Raw genomic sequence first — 15,867 nt, 5'->3', positions numbered from 1 at the left:
GCGTCCGGATCGGGCGTACCATCGCCGCCATGGAGAGGTGGCTCGCGCTCATGCTGGCCAGCATCGCCCTGCCGGCGTCGGCGCAGGCGGGGGCGCCCGCCCCTGCGCCGACGGCGGCACTCGGGGTCGTCCCGGTGACGCTTCCCGACGACCTGCCCGCCGATGCCGGCGACGCGCTCGACTTTCTCACCGCCGAGGATCGCATGACCGTGCCGGTCGAGATCGCCGGTGCGGGCCCCTTCCCCTTCATCATCGACACCGGCGCGCAGCGCAGCGTGATCTCGCGCCAGCTCGCCGCGCACCTCGGCCTCGCCACCGGGCGCCGCGTGCGCGTGGTCGCGATGGCGGGGACGAGCGACGTCGACACCGCGATCCTCCCCACCCTGTCGGTGAGCCCAAAGCCGGTCGCGCGGGTCGGCGGCGAACGGATCGAGGCGCCGATGTTCGAGGCGCGTCACCTCGGCGCTCCAGGCATGCTCGGGATCGACACGTTGCAGGGCCAGGCGCTGACGATCGACTTCGACGCGCAGCGGATGCAGGTCACACCCTCGAGCAAGCGCGAGCGACTCAAGCGCGAGCCCGGCGAGATCGTGATCCAGGCGCGCAGCCTGTTCGGTCAGCTCGTCGTCACCAGCGCCACGGTCGCGGGGCGGCGCGTGCGGGTAGTGCTCGATACCGGCACCAGCGTCAGCCTGGGCAATCTCGCGCTGCGCCGGCTGCTCGCGGGACGGCGCGGCGAGACCACGGTGCTGACCAGCGTGCTCGGCGTGCAGATCTCTGCCGACTTTGCGCTATTGCCCGAGATGACGCTGGGGCCGGCCAAGATCCGTGCGCTGCCGATCGCCTTCGCCGATGCCGCTCCATTCCGCGTCTTCGGCATCGACGACAAGCCAGCGCTGATGCTGGGGATGGACGCGTTACGGCTGTTCCGCCGCGTGCACATCGATTTCGCCAACCGCGAGCTGCGCCTGCTCCTGCCGCGCGACCTGCGCCGCAGCGGCTGAGCCCCGTTGCGCCCCGACCGCTTCGCTGCGAGGCTGGCCGCGGACGAACGAGGGAGGATCGATGCGCGGGATCGGGATGGCGGCGCTGCTCGCCGGGCTGCTGGCGGGAACAACGACAGGCGGCGCCGTCGCGGCGCAAACGCAACCGGACGAAAAGGCGTTCTTCGATCTCTACCGCGAGATGGTCGAAACCAACACGGTGGTCAACGTCGGCAGCTGCACCCAGGCGGCCGAGCAGGTCGCGGCGCGGCTGAAGCGCGCGGGCTATGCCGACTCGGACGTGACGCTCTTCTCCACCCCGGAGCACCCGAAGGACGGCGGCGTCGTCGCGGTGCTACGCGGCAGCGACGCGGCGCTGAAGCCGATGCTGCTGCTCGGCCATCTCGACGTGGTCGAGGCCAAGCGTGCCGACTGGCAGCGCGACCCCTTCAAGCTGGTCGAGGAGGGCGGTTATTATTACGCGCGCGGCGCGGTCGATGACAAAGCGATGGCGGCGATCTGGGCCGACGCGATGGTGCGCTTCCGGCAGCAGAACTACCGCCCGAAGCGCACGATCAAGCTGGCGCTGACCTGCGGGGAGGAGACCACCTTCGCCTTCAACGGCGCGCAGTGGCTGGCACAGCACCGCCCCGAGCTGATCGCGGCCGAGTTCGCGCTCAACGAGGGCGGCGGCGGGCGGCTCGACGCGCAGGGCAAGCGCCAGCTGCTGGCGGTGCAGGTCGGCGAGAAGGCGGCGCAGAACTTTACCTTCCTGGCGACCAACCCGGGCGGGCACAGCTCCACGCCGGTGCCGGACAATGCGATCTACGAGCTCGCCGACGCGATCAAGGCGGTGCAGAACTACGAGTTCCCGGTGCGGTTCACCGATACGACCCGCGCCTACTTCACCGCGACCGCGCAGCGGGTCGGCGGCGAGCAGGCGGCAGCGATCACGCGCCTGCTGGCCAACCCGCAGGACCGCGCCGCGGACGTGATCGTCAGCCGCGACAAGGTGATGCACTCGACGCTTCGGACCACCTGCGTGGCGACGCTGCTGAGCGCGGGTCATGCCGAGAACGCGCTGCCGCAGCGCGCCACCGCGAACGTCAACTGCCGCATCTTCCCGGGTGAGACGGTCGACGGCACACTCGCCAAGCTGCGCGCGCTGGCGGGAAGCAAGGTGACCGTCACCGCCAACCAGCCGATCCGCCCCACCGCGGTGCCGCCGACGCTCGATCCGAAGATCATCGGCCCCATGGAGGCGCTCGCGAAAAAGCATTTCCCCGGCGTGCCGCTGCTGCCGACGATGTCGACCGGGGCGACCGACGGCGTGTTCCTCGAGGCGATCGGCATCCCGGTCTACGGCGTGCCGGGGACCTTCCTTGATCCCGATTTCAACGGCGTGCACGGGCTTAACGAGCGCATCCGCGTCGAGTCGCTCTATGCCGCGCGCGACTATCTATTCGATCTCACCAAGGCGTACGCGGGCTGACGGCCACAAGAGCAAGCGACACGCCGTCAACGCGTCACCCCGGCGAAGGCCGGGGTCCAGCTGGGAGGGCCGTGGTGAGACCCACATCTGTTCCGTAGCTGGACTCCGGCTTTCGCCGGGGTGACGAAGTCGTTGGGGAATACCTGGCTCGATCAGCGAGGTCCGGAAACGCTCACCCCATCACTCGCAAGCGCGACGGCGCTCAGCGGAAGAAGACGTGGTTGCCAATCGAGGCGACGCGCTGGCCGGCGGCGCGGCCGGTGCTGCGGTGGTGAAAGTAGAGCGCGTTCGACGCGTCGGTCTCCCACGCGTCCTTCATCGCGACCTTGGCCACCGCCATCGCGGTGCGCCAGTCGTCGTTCGACGGTGCCGCGGGCATCACGCCGCCGCGCACGAAGGAGAACTGGCCCTTCTGGGTGATGACGTCGCACACGCTGCCGCCGAAACGGCGCGACTTGGTGCGGTTGAGGATCACCTCGGCGACCGCGAGCTGACCGCTCAGCGGTTCACCGCGCGACTCGAAATAGATCGCGCCGGCGAGGCAGCGCATGTCCTCGTCGGTGTTCGACGGGATCGACTGATCCGCGACCGCCGCGGCGAGGGTGGGGTAAGCGACCTGCTCGTCCGCCTGCTCGGCAGCGGCTTGGTCGAGAATCTGGTCGGCGCTATCGGGCGCCGGCGCCGCCGTCGCGGGAACCGCGTCGGTGACGGCGAGCTGACTCGCGGTGACCCCTGGGAGCGTCGGCACTTCGGCGGCGAGGCCGGGCGCGCTCTGCAGGGCCAGCGAGACGATCGAGGCAGTGAACGCTGCGAAAGCGGCAGCGCGGGAACCTAATGGCATTCCACGTCTTGTCTGTGCGGTGGGTACGCGGGAACGGTCGCTGAACCAGCGTTAGCTGCTCAAAAGACCGACCGGGTGCCCCCCCGACTGCGTCACCGTTCGGGATCGCACCCCGCATCGGCACAACGCCTGTTGTCGATCCCATCTCGCTACGGGCGAGGGGTTAACAGCGTCAATCGACCAGCATCGTTTCAGCGACGAACCGTTCGGCGTCCGGGACGTCCAGTTCGATCACCCACAGGTCGGGGTCACGACGCCGTCGCAAACGCCAATAGTCCTCGACTGCGGCCGAGTCGCCGTCGCTGGGACCGGCGGCGATCAGCACGTCGCGGTCGTCGATCCCGCGCATCCGCTCCACCGCGCGCAGCGAGCGGCCCTCGCACAACAGCACCAGCACCGCACCCGACTGCGCCTCGCCCGAGGCGCGCACCACCGCCATGCCGCCGCCGTCATTGACTCGCCTGAGCAGCGCGCCGACCGCGAGATGGGTAGGCAACCGCGCGCTCATGCCGCCGGCGCCGCATAGCCGGGCAGGCTGGCGAGCGCGATCCGCGAGCGCATGAAGGTACCGGTGCCGCGCGCCACCTCCTCGCCGTCGACCGCGATCAATCGCGCCTCGGCGACGAAGACACGGCGCTGCCCGCTGACCCAGCGCCCCTCCGCCACCACCTCGCCCTCGCCGAGCGGGCGCGTGAGCAGCAGGCTGAACTGGGTGGTGAGCAGGAAACGATCGGTCACCAGGCTGTTGCACGCGTAGAAGGCGGCATCGTCGAGCATCTTGAAATAGCTGGTGCCGTGCGCCGCGCCGGCGGCGTGGAAGTGGCGCTGGTCGACGCGGAAACGGATCCGCGCCACGCCGGGCTCCGGGATCTCGAGCCGCGACTCGAACAGACGGTTGATCGGGGCCGCCGCGTACAGCGACTCGAGCGCGCGGTGATGCGCTGCGGCCCCCTCAGGCGGCGTCACGCGTATCGTCCGCGGTGAGCAGCGCGTAGATCGCGTCGGGCGAACCCGCGCCGCGCAGCTTGGCGACCAGGGTACGGTCGCGGAAGCGCCGCGCCACGCGAGCCAGCGCCTTGAGATGCTTCCCGCCGGCATGAGGCGGCGACAGCATGGCCACCACCACGTCGACCGCGACGTCGTCGACCGCGGCAAAGCCGAGCGGCTGCGCCAGCCGCGCCACGATCAGCGCGACCCGCTGCATGCCGGCGAGCCGCGCGTGCGGGATCGCGACGCCGCCGCCGAACCCGGTCGAGCCCTCCTTCTCGCGCGCGGCCAGCCCCTCCGCGATCGCGCGCGCGTCCAGCCCGACCCAGGGCGCGGCGAGCGTGCCGAGTTGGGTGAAAAGGGCCTTCTTCGTCGCCGCGGGCAATCCCACGACGACGAGCTCGGGGACGAGCAGGTCGCTCAGGTCAGTCGCCATGATCGATGCGAGGTAGGTGGCCGCGCGCGCCTCAGCCAGCGCGCTGCGGCTCAACCCATCCGATCGTGCCGTCCCCGCGGCGATAGACCATGTTGTACGAGCCCGTGCCGGCGTTGCGGAACAGCAGCGCCTGGGTGTTGCGCAGGTCGAGCATCATCACCGCGTCGGAGACGCTTGCCTCGGGCACATCGACGCGGGTCTCGGCGATCACCAGCGGCGCGTCGCCGGCTTCCTCCTCGTCCGCCGACTCGGCGAACAGCGTGTAGCCGGCGTTGTCGTAGCCGTTGCGCTCCTGCTCTGCCTCGACCGCGGCGTGGGCAGGCGTGCGATCCTTGAGCCGGCGGACGTAGCGCCGCAGCTGCTTCTCGATCTTCTCGGCGGCGCCGTCGAACGACAGATGCGCGTCATGCGCGTCGTGACGCCCCTTCAGCACCAGCCCGCGCGTCACATGCGCGACGATGTCACAGGTGAAGCCGTTGTCATGCGGACCCTTGCCGAAGGTGGTCTCGGCCGAGATGGCGCGCGCGAAATATTTGTCAGCGATACCCTGGAGCCGGTCCTGCACATGGGCCTTCAGCGCGTCGCCGATCGCCACCTGGTGACCTGATATCCGGATATCCATCATTTCTTCTCCATCGTTGCCGGTCGAGCCCCTGCCCGGCTGGTGCTAAGCGCGTCATCCGGACGCGTCGGCCCCCCACAGGGGTTCTTTGACCCCCTTCAGAAACGCGGCATGCGCGGCCAGTTCCGCCGCATTCGCCGAAAAGAGCCGCGGCGGACGCGCGCGCGCCGGCGCCGGCGCGCTGCTGGCGGTCGCGGCGGTCACCATGATCGGCTCGCTCACCAGCCCGAGGCCGATCTGCCGCCCGCCCTGGAGCTCGACATAGACCTGCGCGAGCAGCTGCGCGTCGAGCAACGCGCCGTGCAGCACGCGGTGCGAGCGATCGATGCCGTAGCGGTTGCACAGCGCGTCGAGCGTGTGCTTGGCGCCGGGGTGGCGCGTGCGTGCGAGCTGGAGCGTGTCGACCATGCGCGAGCGGCACACCGCGGTGCGGCCGCAGCGCTCGAGCTCGCCGTTGAGGAAGGAGAAGTCGAACCCCGCGTTGTGCGCGATCAGCGGTGCGTCGCCGATGAATTCGAGCAACGCCTCGACGCCGAGCGCGAACACCGGGTGCTTGGAGAGGAAGTCGATGCGAAGCCCGTGAATCCGCGCGGCCTCCTCGGGCATGTCGCGCTCGGGATGGAAATAGGCGTGGAAGGTGCGCCCGGTCTCGCAGCGATTGACCAGCTCGACGCAGCCGATCTCCACCATCCGGTCGCCGCCGACGAAGCTCAGCCCCGTGGTCTCGGTATCGAAGACGATCTCGCGCATGCGCAGCGTTATCGACCCACCGCGGCGCGGGCGCAAGCGATCAGGCGCAGCACCGCCGCGCGCGTCTCGGCGAGCGGCACGTCGGTGGCGATCACCGCGTCGGCGCGCGCGCGCTTTTCCGCGTCGGGCAGCTGGCGCGCGAGGATCGAGTCGAGCTTGGCCGCGGTCATGCCCGGTCGCGCCAGCGTGCGCTCGCGCTGCACCGCCGGTGCGGCGGACACCACCGCGACCTGATCGACCGCGGCATCGCCGCCGGTCTCGAAGAGCAGCGGAACGTCGAGCACCACCAACGGCGCGTCGGCGTGGCGCGCGAGAAAGGCGGCGCGCTCGGCCGCGACCGCGGGGTGGACGATCGCCTCCAAGTCGCGCAGCGCGACTTCGTCCCCCAGCACGGCGGCGCCGAGCGCGGCTCGGTCCACCCCTGCCGCGCTGGTGGTCCCCGGAAAGCGCGCGGCGATCGCCGCGACCAGCGCGCCGCCCGGACCCTGCAGGCGGTGGACGACCGCGTCGGCGTCGAACACGGGCACGCCCGCCTCGGCGAACATCCGCGCCACCGTGGTCTTGCCCATGCCGATCGAGCCGGTGAGTCCGAGCACGATCATCGCGCGCTCACGCGAGCAGCAGGTCGCGCAGTTCGTCGTCGCTCTCGCGCGGCGGCGCGGCGCCGAAGAACAGCTCGAAGGCGAGCGCGGCCTGGCCGATCAGCATCTCCAGCCCATCGACCGTATCGAGCCCGCGCGCCCGCGCGGCGGCGAGCAGCGGGGTCTCCAGTGGTGCGTAGACGATGTCGTAGACAATCGCGTCCTCGGGCAGCGGGTCCAGGTCGAGCGTCAGCGGCGGCTGGCCGGCCATGCCGAGCGCACTGGTATTGACCAGCAGCGCGGTGTCGGGGCGCAGCCGCGCCTCAAGCGGCAGTGCGTCGCCCTTCAGACCGAAGCCGGCGAGCAGCGCGGCGGCCTTGAGCGGGGTACGATTGAGCAGGGTCACCCGCCCTGCCCCTACCTTGGACAGGGCGAACAATACCGCGCGCGCCGCACCGCCCGCGCCAACCACCGTCACCGGCGCGCCTGCGAGATCGAGGTCGGCGATCGGCGAGAGGAATCCCGCGGCGTCGGTGTTGGTCGCGGCGAGCGCTCCCGACTGGTCGCGAAACACGGTGTTGGCGGCGCCGATCGAGCCGCGCACCCCGCCGGGATCGGGCACATGGTCGAGCGCCGCCACCTTGTGCGGCACGGTGACGTTGCAGCCGCGCCAGTGGGGATCGCGCGCGCGGGCCGCGAAGAAGCGGCCGAGATCGTCCGCGACCACCTGCTCGGCACGATAGTCGCCGGCGATCCCCAGCGCCTCCAGCCAGAAACGGTGGATCAGCGGTGACTTGGAGTGAGCGATCGGGTCGCCGATCACCTCGGCATAGGGTGTCGTCACGTCGGTAGCACCTCGCGCGTGCGGAGATAGTCGAGCACCGGCAGCAGCGGCATGCCGAGGACGGTGAACTGGCTGCCTGACACCTTGGCGAAGAGCTGCACGCCCGGTCCCTCGATGCGGTAGCAGCCGACACAGCCGGCGATCGCGGGCCATTCGGCGTCGAGGTAGGTCTCGATGAACGCGTCGGACAGCCGCCGTACGATGATCCGCGCGGCGTCGACCACGCGCCACACCGGCCGGCCGTTCTCCGCGACCACCGCGGCGCTGACCAGATCGTGGTGGCGCCCCGACATGCGGCGGAGATGATCGCGCGCCTCGTCGCGTGACGTCGGCTTGTCGAGCACGCTGCCGTCGTCGAGCACCGCGAGACTGTCGGAACCCAGCACCAGCGCGCCGGGGTGACGGGCGGAGACCTTCAGCGCCTTCAATTCGGCGAGCGCGTCGGCGAGGTCGCGCGGGCGCGCCCCCGCCATCGCCGCCTTAAGCGCGGCCTCGTCGGCGTACGCCGGCTCGGCGGTGAAGGGGACGCCAGCGGCGGACAGCATGGCGGTGCGCGAGGCGCTCTGCGAGGCGAGGATCAGCATGTCGGTCAGTCCGTGGTGCGCGTGGCGGTGCCGCGGCGCTCGTTGACCAACGCGATGATCGCCGCCGCGGTCTCCTCGATCGAGCGTCGCGTGACGTCGATCACGGGCCAGCCATTGTCGGCGAAGATGCGCCGCGCGAAGGCGATCTCGCGCGCCACCGCGTCCTGGTCGACATAGTCGGTCTCGGGCGCCTGGTTGAGCGAGAGCAGCCGGTTGCGCCGCACCTGGATCAGTCGGTCGGCGCTGGTGGTCAGCCCCACCACCAAGGGATAGTCGAGCGCGAACAGCGAGGCGGGCGGCGGGCTCTCCACCACGATCGGGATATTGGCGGTCTTGTAGCCGCGGTTGGCGAGATAGATCGAGGTCGGCGTCTTGGACGAGCGGCTCACCCCGGCGAGGACGATATCGGCCTCCTCCCAGTCCTCGTGCGCGATCCCGTCGTCGTGCGCGATGGTGAACTGGATCGCGTCGACGCGCGCGAAATAGGCGGCGTCGAGCACGTGCTGACGGCCCGGGCGCGCCTTGGCCTGCTGGCCGAGCAGCATCGACAGCGCGTCGTTGACCGGGTCGAGCGGCGCCACCGTCGGCAGGCCCAGCGCGCGGCAGCGATTCTCCAGCGCGGCGCGGGTCACCGGGTTCACCAGCGTGAACACCACCAGCCCGGGATTCTGTGCGATCTCCTGGAGGATGCGGTCGAGGTGCATCTCGGTGCGCACCATCGGCCAGAAGTGCCGCACCGTCTCGACGTCGTCATATTGCGCCAGCGCCGCCTTGGCGATGTTCTCCAGCGTCTCGCCGGTGGAATCGGAGAGCAGATGGAGGTGGAGGCGCACCATCCTCAGCCGCCTGGGGATCGAACTGTGGACAACATGGTGACGGGCGCTAGCGCAACTCGCTCGCGCCGCCAAGCGAGCGCGGCGGCGGTGGATGAATCCGATTCCATCCACAATCTCGTCCGCAGCCGCGATGTTCCTCCACAGCCTGTGGATAGCGGGGACGAGGCGTGCCGAATCGCTGACGCCGCGTCGGTCTCGCGCGGTCAAGCTGTTGGCATTTCCGGTGACGGCGGATTAAGCCACCGCAACCCACGCGCCATCCGCATCAACAACCTTCTTCGAGATTCTATTATCTGAAGGGGGCGAGGACGATCTCACCCGTGCCCACTCCCGCGATCGAGACCATCAAACCGCTGTTGCGCACGCTGCGCGGCGAGCGACAGGACAGACCGCCGCTGTGGCTGATGCGCCAGGCCGGGCGCTACCTCCCCGAATATCGCGCTCTGCGGGCCGAGAAGGGCGGCTTCCTCGCGCTCGCGACCGATCCGGAGGCCGCGGCCGAGGTGACACTTCAGCCGATTCGCCGTTTCGGCTTCGACGGGGCGATCCTCTTCTCCGACATCCTGATGGTGCCCTGGGCGCTCGGACAGGAGCTCAGCTTCGGTGCCGGCGAGGGGCCGCGGCTCGCGCCCGCGCTGGTCGACGCCACCTTGGGCTCGCTCGCGGCGGCACCGGCGCGGCTCGTCCCGGTCTACGCGACAGTGCGCCGCGTTGCCGCGCAACTGTCGCCCGCGACCACTTTCCTCGGGTTCGCCGGCTCACCCTGGACGGTGGCGACCTACATGGTCGCGGGCCAGGGCAGCCGCGATCAGGAAGAGACCCGGCTGTTCGCCTATCGCGACCCCGCGGCCTTCACCGCGATCATCGACGCGGTGGTCGCGCTCACGATCGACTATCTCGCCGCGCAGGTCGACGCCGGGGTCGAGGCAGTGCAGCTGTTCGACAGCTGGGCGGGCAGCCTCTCGCCCGAACAGTTCGAGCGCTGGGTGATCGCACCCAACCGCGCCGTCGTAGACGGCCTGCGCGCGCGGCGGCCGAACGCGACGATCATCGGCTTTCCCAAGGGCGCGGGCGGCAAGCTCCCGGCCTATGCCGCGGGCACCGCGGTCGACGCGATCGGGCTCGACGAGACGGTCGACCCGGCCTGGGCCGACCGCGTGCTGCCGCCCGGGTTGCCGGTGCAGGGCAACCTCGACCCGCTCGCGCTGCGCGTCGGCGGCGCCGCGCTCGACCGCGGGATCGACCGCGTGCTCGCCGCCTTTCCCGAGCGGCCCCACGTGTTCAACCTGGGCCACGGCATCGGCCAGCACACGCCGGTGGCGCACGTCGAGCATCTGGTCGCGCGCGTCCGCGGCGCGTAAGGGCAAGGCATGAACATGGCGGGTTTTCTCGGCGCGACCTATGATTGGGTGAAGGCGGCGCACCTCATCTTCGTGATCTTCTGGATGGCGGGAATGTTCATGCTGCCGCGCTATCTCGTCTACCATCAGGAGGGTCTCGCCGATCCGGCCGAGTCGACGCGCTGGGTCGAGCGCGAGGGCAAGCTGCGCGCGATCATCCTTACCCCGGCGATGATCCTGGTGTGGGTGCTCGGCATCGCGCTCGCGCTCAACGCCGGCATCGCCGACGGTACGCCGGGGCTCGGCTGGCTTCACGCCAAGATCGCGCTGGTCGTACTGCTGTCGGGCTATCACGGCTGGGCGGTGGGCTACGCGCGCGAGCTCGCCGCGGGTCGTGCCACGCTCTCCAACCGCGCGCTGCGGCTGGTCAACGAGGTACCCGCGATCGCCGCGGTGCTGATCGTCATCCTGGTGATCGTGAAGCCGTTCTGAGCCGCGCGCGCCGGCTTGACTAAGCCGCGCCCGACTCTTACCTCGCGGCTACGGCGCGATCGGTCCCGGTCTCCCGCCTCCTCTACAGCTTCGTATCTCGAGCGTATTCTTCGCCGGCCGAGCTTCCCCCCACTCCCGAGCACATCGGACACGTCTACATGCATCTCAAGGATTTGAAGAAGAAGGCCCCGGCCGACCTCGTGCAGCTCGCCGAGGAACTCGGGGTCGAGGGCGCGTCGACGCTGCGCAAGCAGGATCTGATGTTCGCCATCCTCAAGGTCCAGGCCGAGAACGGCGAGCAGATCATGGGCGAGGGCACGATCGAGGTGCTGCCCGACGGCTTCGGCTTCCTCCGCTCGGCGCAGGCCAATTATCTCGCCGGTCCGGACGACATCTACGTCAGCCCCAATCAGGTGCGGAAGCACGGCCTGCGCACCGGCGACACGGTCGAGGGCGAGATCCGCGGGCCCAAGGACGGCGAGCGCTATTTCGCCTTGGTGAAGATCACCCAGGTTAATTTCGAGGACCCCGACCGGGTCCGCCACCGCGTCAACTTCGACAATCTCACCCCGCTCTACCCCGATGAGCGGCTCAAGATGGAGATCGAGGACCCGACGATCAAAGACCGGTCGGGCCGCGTGCTCGACGTCGTCGTGCCGATCGGCAAGGGCCAGCGCTGCCTCATCGTCGCCCCGCCGCGAGTCGGCAAGACGATCATGATGCAGAACATCGCGCGCGCGATCAGCCACAACCACCCCGAGGTGTTCTTGCTGGTGCTGTTGATCGACGAGCGGCCCGAGGAAGTCACCGACATGTCGCGCACGGTCAACGGTGAGGTGGTCTCGTCCACTTTCGACGAGCCGGCGACGCGCCACGTGCAGGTCGCCGAGATGGTGATCGAGAAGGCCAAGCGCCTGGTCGAGCACAAGAAGGACGTGGTGATCCTGCTCGACAACATCACCCGCCTCGGCCGCGCCTACAACACCGTGGTGCCCTCGTCGGGCAAGGTGCTGACCGGCGGCGTCGACGCCAACGCGCTGCAGCGCCCCAAGCGCTTCTTCGGCGCGGCGCGCAACATCGAGGAGGGCGGCAGCCTCACCATCATCTCGACCTCGCTGATCGACACCGGCAGCCGCATGGACGAGGTGATCTTCGAGGAGTTCAAGGGCACCGGCAATGCCGAGATCGTGCTGGACCGCAAGGTCGCCGACAAGCGCATCTTCCCCGCGATCGACGTCGGCAAGTCCGGGACGCGCAAGGAGGAGCTGCTGGTCGAGAAGGACAAGCTCAGCAAGATGTGGGTGCTGCGCCGCATCCTGATGCAGATGGGGACTGTCGACGCGATGGAGTTCCTGCTCGGGAAGATGAAGGATTCCAAGACCAACGACGATTTCTTCGACTCGATGAACCAGTGAACCGCCCCCGCGCTCGCCGCCTTCAGCGGCGGGCGTGACAGGCGGTTGGGAGCGCCGGCGGGTCAGCAGTCGGTAACTTTTCGCGGGCGGTGCGTTGGTTCAACGTGCCGCCCGCTCGTATCTTCAGGGGAGTGACGTCGTGAGCCTGATCGCCATGCTGGCCGCCGCGGGGGCGGCCGTCGCACCGCAAGGACCCGGCTCGCTCGGCGACATCTGGCAGCATATCGTCGCCGACTTCTCGAACCTGAGCGACCCGGCCGCGCTGGCCGCCTTCGGCTCGGTGCTGATGATCGACCTGGTGCTGGCGGGCGACAATGCGATCGTGGTCGGCGCGCTGGCCGCCGGCCTGCCCTCTGATCAGCGCAAGAAGGTGATCCTGATCGGCATCGGCGCCGCGCTGGTGCTGCGCATCTTCTTCGCGCTGATCGTCACCTGGCTGATGGGGATCGTCGGGCTGATCTTCGCCGGCGGCCTGCTGCTGCTGTGGGTGAGCTGGAAGTTCTGGCGCGAGATCCGCGCCGGCGGCCACCAGCCGGACGCCGAGGGCAACGGCGACGCCGCCGTCGCGCCCGCGCGCAGCTTCGTCGGCGCGGCCTGGGCGGTGGCGGTGGCGGACGTGTCGATGAGCCTCGACAACGTGCTCGCCGTGGCGGGCGCGGCGCGCGAGCATCCCGGCATCCTCGTCGTCGGCCTGCTGCTGTCGGTCGCGCTGATGGGGCTGGCGGCGAACTTCATCGCGCGGATCATCGATCGCTACCGTTGGATCGCCTATGTCGGCCTGGCCGTCATCCTCTTCGTCGCGGGCAAGATGATCTACGAGGGCTGGGTCGGCGCCGAGAACACACCGGGCATCGCCTCGCTGCTCGGCTAGTCGTATGGCGCCGGGTTCACGGCGCGTTCAACGCCTCCGCGGCACCATGGGCCTGTCTGACAACGGAGTGACGATGCGTACTTTCCTCGTGCCGCTGACCGCGATCGCGATGGTCGCCGCACCGGCCGCCGCGCAGGGCAACGATCTCGCCGCGGTGCAACGTTTCCTGGCCGCGGCGGAAACGATGACAGCCAATTTCAGCCAGACCGACCGCAACGGTCGCGTGCTGACCGGCGTGCTGACGCTCAAGAAGCCGGGCAAGATCCGCTTCCAATATGAGAAGGGCGTGCCGCTGCTCATCGTGAGCGATGGCAAGGCGTTCACCTTCATCGATTATTCGGTGAAGCAGGTGCAGCGCTGGCCGATCGGCAACTCGCCCCTCGGCGTGCTGATCGATCCCAGCCGCGATATCTCACGCTATGCCAAGGTCGTGCCGTCGCCCAACCCCGACGTGCTCTCGGTGGAAGCGAACGACCCCAAGCATCCCGAGTTCGGGCGGATCACGATGGTGTTCGCGCGCGACGCCGCCGCGCCGGCGGGGCTGATGCTGCAGGGCTGGGTCGCGCTCGACAGCCAGGGCAGTCGCACGACGATCCGGCTGAGCGGACAGAAGTTCAACGCGCCGGTGAGCGACAGCGCGTTCCGCTGGACCGACCCCCGCCGCCAGGGTCGCAGCGGCTGACAAATTTCTACAATCCGTTCATCTGACTGACAGCTTAATTGTCCTAAATAAGGGTTGTGGGGGCGGACGCCTCGGGGATTTTCCCCCTGTTACCCTGAGCCCTTCTCCCCCGCTTGCGTGATGAACGCTGTGTCGGCCCTCGCTCCATGCCCCCGGAGCGGGGGCCTTTCACGTTCCGGCCGGCGAGGTGTTTGCGCGACGCGATCGACCGCCTATGTCGCGCGGCGTGAAGATCGTCTCCTGGAACATCAACTCGGTCCGCTTCCGCCTCGACATCGTCGAGCGCTTCCTGCGTGAGGCCGCCCCCGACATTCTGTGCCTGCAGGAGACCAAGGTGATCGACGCCGATTTCCCTGTCGCTGGATTTCACGCGCTCGGCTACGACCATGTCCTGCTCAACGGGCAGCGCATGCACCACGGCGTCGCGATCATCAGCCGCGTGCCGATCGAGGCGGACGAGCGGCTAGACTGGCAGGCCAATCGCGAGGCGCGGCACCTCGGCGTGCAGCTGCCTGGCGGGGTGCGGCTTGAGAACGTCTATGTTCCGGCCGGCGGCGACGTTCCCGACCGCGAGGTCAATCCGAAGTTCGGCCAGAAGCTCGACTTCGTCGAGCGCATGACGCGCTGGTCCGAGACGATCGACGTGCCCACCATCCTCACCGGCGACTTCAACATCGCGCCGCTGCCGAGTGACGTGTGGAGCCATAAGGCGCTGCTCAAGGTGGTGAGTCACACGCCGATCGAGGTCGAGGCACTCGAGCGGCTGCGCGAGTCGAACGACTGGGTCGATCTCGGCCGCCACTTCCATCCCGCCCCGGCCCGGCTGCACACCTGGTGGAGCTATCGCTCGCCCGACTGGACCAAGAACGACCGCGGCCGCCGGCTCGACCATATGTGGGCCACCGCCGACGTCGCGCGCACCGCCACGGCGCACACTGTCTTCGAGCCGTGCCGCAGCTGGCTCAAGCCGAGCGACCACGTCCCGATCATGACCGAGTTCGCTTGGTGAGCCAGGCCAGCGCCGACCCGCGCGACGCCGCACGCGCGATCGACGCGATGCGGCGTGGGTGGCCGATCGCGCTCCACGCGCCGGGCGAGCCGCCGCTGGTGCTGCTCGCGATAGAGACCGCCGACGCCGCGCGGCTCGCCGCCTTCGCGCCCGACGAGGACTATGCCGTGCTGATCTCAGCCGGGCGGGCGGAGACGCTGACGCTGACCAACCAGCGCGCCGCCGCAGCGCCAGACCAGCCGGTGCTGATCGAGCGAGCGCCGTGGTTCGACATGGCGCTCGCCACCGCGCTGGCCGACCCGCAGCTCGATCTCGCCACCCCGCTCAAGGGGCCGTTCCGCACCGCCGCGCTCGCGAGCCCCGTCGCGGGCGCCGCGGCGCTGCGGCTGGCGCGGGTGGCCGGGCTGCTCCCCGCCTTCTTCACCGGCGGGGTCGAGCCAGCGGTGGCGATCGACGTCGCCGCGGTCGACGCGCACGAGGATGCGACCCGCCTCTCGATCGCGGTGCGCGCTCGGCTGCCGGTGGCGCAGGCCGAGGACGCCGAGATCGTCGCCTTCCGCTCGCCCGAGAGCGCCGACGAGCATGTCGCATTGCTGATCGGCCAGCCGAGCGGCGCACCGCCGCTGGTGCGGCTGCACAGCGAATGCCTGACCGGCGACGTGCTCGGGAGCCTGAAGTGCGACTGCGGTCCTCAGCTGGATGCTGCGATCCACCGCATCCGTGACGCCGGCTGGGGCATCCTGCTCTACCTGCGACAGGAGGGGCGCGGCATCGGGCTGGTCAACAAGCTTCGCGCCTATGCGCTGCAGGATCAGGGCTATGACACGGTCGACGCCAACACGCGGCTCGGCTTCGCGGTGGACGCGCGCGACTTCGGCGTGGCGGCGCGGATGCTGGTGCTGCTCGGACAGGAGCGCGTGCGCTTGCTGACGAATAATCCGGCGAAGGTTGCGGGGCTCGAGGCGGCGGGGGTGAGCGTGGTGGAGCGGGTGCCGCACGCACTGCCCGCCAACCCGCACAACGCGCGCTATCTCGCGACCAAGCGCGATCGGACCGGGCATCAGTTCTGACGGTGTAGGGTGCGTTCAAGTTGATTCACGCG

The 15,867-nt window shown here is 69.6% G+C and carries 20 protein-coding genes; 10 read left to right on the top strand and 10 right to left on the bottom strand.

The genetic code is table 11. The annotated features are described in order from the left end of the window. Positions 1 to 29 precede the first annotated feature (29 nt). Positions 30 to 1,004 (top strand): aspartyl protease family protein, encoded by a 975-nt coding sequence (locus FHY02_RS12845; protein ID WP_183922627.1) that lies wholly within the window; start codon positions 30 to 32, stop codon positions 1,002 to 1,004. A 61-nt stretch (positions 1,005 to 1,065) separates the two neighbouring features. Further along, the gene (locus FHY02_RS12840; protein ID WP_409322501.1) at positions 1,066 to 2,475 is read left to right on the top strand and encodes a M20/M25/M40 family metallo-hydrolase; all 1,410 of its coding nucleotides are present in this window, start codon (positions 1,066 to 1,068) and stop codon (positions 2,473 to 2,475) included. A gap of 202 nt (positions 2,476 to 2,677) precedes the next feature. On the opposite strand, the gene FHY02_RS12835 is transcribed toward FHY02_RS12840, so the two are convergent. The 10 genes from FHY02_RS12835 to FHY02_RS12790 form a co-directional block, all read right to left on the bottom strand. After that, the gene (locus FHY02_RS12835; RefSeq protein WP_183922625.1) at positions 2,678 to 3,316 is read right to left on the bottom strand and encodes a cell wall hydrolase; all 639 of its coding nucleotides are present in this window, start codon (positions 3,314 to 3,316) and stop codon (positions 2,678 to 2,680) included. Between the two features lie 172 nt (positions 3,317 to 3,488). After that, entirely contained in the window at positions 3,489 to 3,824 is a 336-nt protein-coding gene (locus FHY02_RS12830; protein WP_183922622.1) for a DUF1491 family protein, read from the bottom strand. Continuing rightward, positions 3,821 to 4,282, bottom strand: coding sequence for a PaaI family thioesterase (locus FHY02_RS12825; protein WP_183922619.1), 462 nt, complete (start codon positions 4,280 to 4,282; stop codon positions 3,821 to 3,823). Before FHY02_RS12825 ends, FHY02_RS12830 begins: the two co-directional genes overlap by 4 nt. Continuing rightward, the gene (locus FHY02_RS23030; RefSeq protein ID WP_183922617.1) at positions 4,269 to 4,739 is read right to left on the bottom strand and encodes a PTS sugar transporter subunit IIA; all 471 of its coding nucleotides are present in this window, start codon (positions 4,737 to 4,739) and stop codon (positions 4,269 to 4,271) included. Before FHY02_RS23030 ends, FHY02_RS12825 begins: the two co-directional genes overlap by 14 nt. A gap of 31 nt (positions 4,740 to 4,770) precedes the next feature. Further along, positions 4,771 to 5,361 (bottom strand): ribosome hibernation-promoting factor, HPF/YfiA family, encoded by a 591-nt coding sequence (hpf, locus tag FHY02_RS12815; protein WP_183922615.1) that lies wholly within the window; start codon positions 5,359 to 5,361, stop codon positions 4,771 to 4,773. 54 nt (positions 5,362 to 5,415) lie between these two features. Then, positions 5,416 to 6,111: a DNA polymerase III subunit epsilon gene (dnaQ, locus tag FHY02_RS12810; protein WP_183922613.1), complete on the bottom strand. Its 696-nt coding sequence runs from the start codon at positions 6,109 to 6,111 to the stop codon at positions 5,416 to 5,418. Positions 6,112 to 6,119: 8 nt separating this feature from the next. Continuing rightward, entirely contained in the window at positions 6,120 to 6,713 is a 594-nt protein-coding gene (gene coaE / locus FHY02_RS12805) for a dephospho-CoA kinase (RefSeq protein ID WP_183922611.1), read from the bottom strand. Between the two features lie 7 nt (positions 6,714 to 6,720). Then, a complete protein-coding gene (locus tag FHY02_RS12800) occupies positions 6,721 to 7,536 on the bottom strand; it encodes a shikimate dehydrogenase (RefSeq protein WP_183922609.1) in 816 nt (271 codons plus the stop codon). After that, positions 7,533 to 8,120: a nucleoside triphosphate pyrophosphatase gene (locus tag FHY02_RS12795; protein ID WP_183922607.1), complete on the bottom strand. Its 588-nt coding sequence runs from the start codon at positions 8,118 to 8,120 to the stop codon at positions 7,533 to 7,535. Before FHY02_RS12795 ends, FHY02_RS12800 begins: the two co-directional genes overlap by 4 nt. Positions 8,121 to 8,125: 5 nt before the next feature. Beyond that, entirely contained in the window at positions 8,126 to 8,956 is an 831-nt protein-coding gene (locus FHY02_RS12790) for a pyruvate, water dikinase regulatory protein (RefSeq protein WP_132908428.1), read from the bottom strand. Positions 8,957 to 8,980: 24 nt separating this feature from the next. Between FHY02_RS12790 and FHY02_RS12785 the strand changes: the two genes are divergently transcribed. From FHY02_RS12785 to ribA, 8 genes are all read left to right on the top strand, one after another. Beyond that, positions 8,981 to 9,253 (top strand): hypothetical protein, encoded by a 273-nt coding sequence (locus tag FHY02_RS12785; RefSeq protein ID WP_183922605.1) that lies wholly within the window; start codon positions 8,981 to 8,983, stop codon positions 9,251 to 9,253. 38 nt (positions 9,254 to 9,291) lie between these two features. Continuing rightward, positions 9,292 to 10,317, top strand: coding sequence for a uroporphyrinogen decarboxylase (gene hemE, locus FHY02_RS12780; RefSeq protein ID WP_409322527.1), 1,026 nt, complete (start codon positions 9,292 to 9,294; stop codon positions 10,315 to 10,317). A 15-nt stretch (positions 10,318 to 10,332) separates the two neighbouring features. Further along, positions 10,333 to 10,788, top strand: coding sequence for a CopD family protein (locus tag FHY02_RS12775; RefSeq protein ID WP_183922601.1), 456 nt, complete (start codon positions 10,333 to 10,335; stop codon positions 10,786 to 10,788). Between the two features lie 158 nt (positions 10,789 to 10,946). Beyond that, the gene (rho, locus tag FHY02_RS12770; protein WP_183922599.1) at positions 10,947 to 12,203 is read left to right on the top strand and encodes a transcription termination factor Rho; all 1,257 of its coding nucleotides are present in this window, start codon (positions 10,947 to 10,949) and stop codon (positions 12,201 to 12,203) included. A gap of 154 nt (positions 12,204 to 12,357) precedes the next feature. Continuing rightward, on the top strand, positions 12,358 to 13,074 hold the full coding sequence (locus FHY02_RS12765; RefSeq protein WP_183922981.1) for a TerC family protein: 717 nt from the start codon (positions 12,358 to 12,360) through the stop codon (positions 13,072 to 13,074). A 73-nt stretch (positions 13,075 to 13,147) separates the two neighbouring features. Beyond that, the gene (locus tag FHY02_RS12760) at positions 13,148 to 13,756 is read left to right on the top strand and encodes an outer membrane lipoprotein carrier protein LolA (RefSeq protein ID WP_183922597.1); all 609 of its coding nucleotides are present in this window, start codon (positions 13,148 to 13,150) and stop codon (positions 13,754 to 13,756) included. Between the two features lie 226 nt (positions 13,757 to 13,982). Further along, on the top strand, positions 13,983 to 14,765 hold the full coding sequence (locus tag FHY02_RS12755) for an exodeoxyribonuclease III (RefSeq protein ID WP_409322498.1): 783 nt from the start codon (positions 13,983 to 13,985) through the stop codon (positions 14,763 to 14,765). Positions 14,766 to 14,812: 47 nt separating this feature from the next. Beyond that, the gene (gene ribA, locus FHY02_RS12750) at positions 14,813 to 15,835 is read left to right on the top strand and encodes a GTP cyclohydrolase II (RefSeq protein ID WP_183922979.1); all 1,023 of its coding nucleotides are present in this window, start codon (positions 14,813 to 14,815) and stop codon (positions 15,833 to 15,835) included. Positions 15,836 to 15,867 lie beyond the last annotated feature (32 nt).

It is taken from the genome of Sphingomonas sp. BK069, assembly GCF_014193405.1.
In the GTDB taxonomy this organism is placed as follows: Bacteria; Pseudomonadota; Alphaproteobacteria; order Sphingomonadales; family Sphingomonadaceae; genus Sphingomonas.
This window is presented reverse-complemented; position numbering and strand designations above follow the sequence as displayed.

Coding starts and splice junctions, on each gene's coding strand:
- FHY02_RS12760 (WP_183922597.1), top strand. CDS start 13,148: ATGCGTACTTTCCTCGTGCCGCTGACCGCGATCGCGATGGTCGCCGCA.
- rho (WP_183922599.1), top strand. CDS start 10,947: ATGCATCTCAAGGATTTGAAGAAGAAGGCCCCGGCCGACCTCGTGCAG.
- FHY02_RS12830 (WP_183922622.1), bottom strand. CDS start 3,824: ATGAGCGCGCGGTTGCCTACCCATCTCGCGGTCGGCGCGCTGCTCAGG.
- FHY02_RS12840 (WP_409322501.1), top strand. CDS start 1,066: ATGCGCGGGATCGGGATGGCGGCGCTGCTCGCCGGGCTGCTGGCGGGA.
- FHY02_RS12835 (WP_183922625.1), bottom strand. CDS start 3,316: ATGCCATTAGGTTCCCGCGCTGCCGCTTTCGCAGCGTTCACTGCCTCG.
- ribA (WP_183922979.1), top strand. CDS start 14,813: ATGCGGCGTGGGTGGCCGATCGCGCTCCACGCGCCGGGCGAGCCGCCG.
- FHY02_RS12790 (WP_132908428.1), bottom strand. CDS start 8,956: ATGGTGCGCCTCCACCTCCATCTGCTCTCCGATTCCACCGGCGAGACG.
- FHY02_RS23030 (WP_183922617.1), bottom strand. CDS start 4,739: ATGGCGACTGACCTGAGCGACCTGCTCGTCCCCGAGCTCGTCGTCGTG.
- FHY02_RS12765 (WP_183922981.1), top strand. CDS start 12,358: ATGCTGGCCGCCGCGGGGGCGGCCGTCGCACCGCAAGGACCCGGCTCG.
- FHY02_RS12845 (WP_183922627.1), top strand. CDS start 30: ATGGAGAGGTGGCTCGCGCTCATGCTGGCCAGCATCGCCCTGCCGGCG.
- FHY02_RS12775 (WP_183922601.1), top strand. CDS start 10,333: ATGGCGGGTTTTCTCGGCGCGACCTATGATTGGGTGAAGGCGGCGCAC.
- hpf (WP_183922615.1), bottom strand. CDS start 5,361: ATGGATATCCGGATATCAGGTCACCAGGTGGCGATCGGCGACGCGCTG.
- FHY02_RS12795 (WP_183922607.1), bottom strand. CDS start 8,120: ATGCTGATCCTCGCCTCGCAGAGCGCCTCGCGCACCGCCATGCTGTCC.
- coaE (WP_183922611.1), bottom strand. CDS start 6,713: ATGATCGTGCTCGGACTCACCGGCTCGATCGGCATGGGCAAGACCACG.
- dnaQ (WP_183922613.1), bottom strand. CDS start 6,111: ATGCGCGAGATCGTCTTCGATACCGAGACCACGGGGCTGAGCTTCGTC.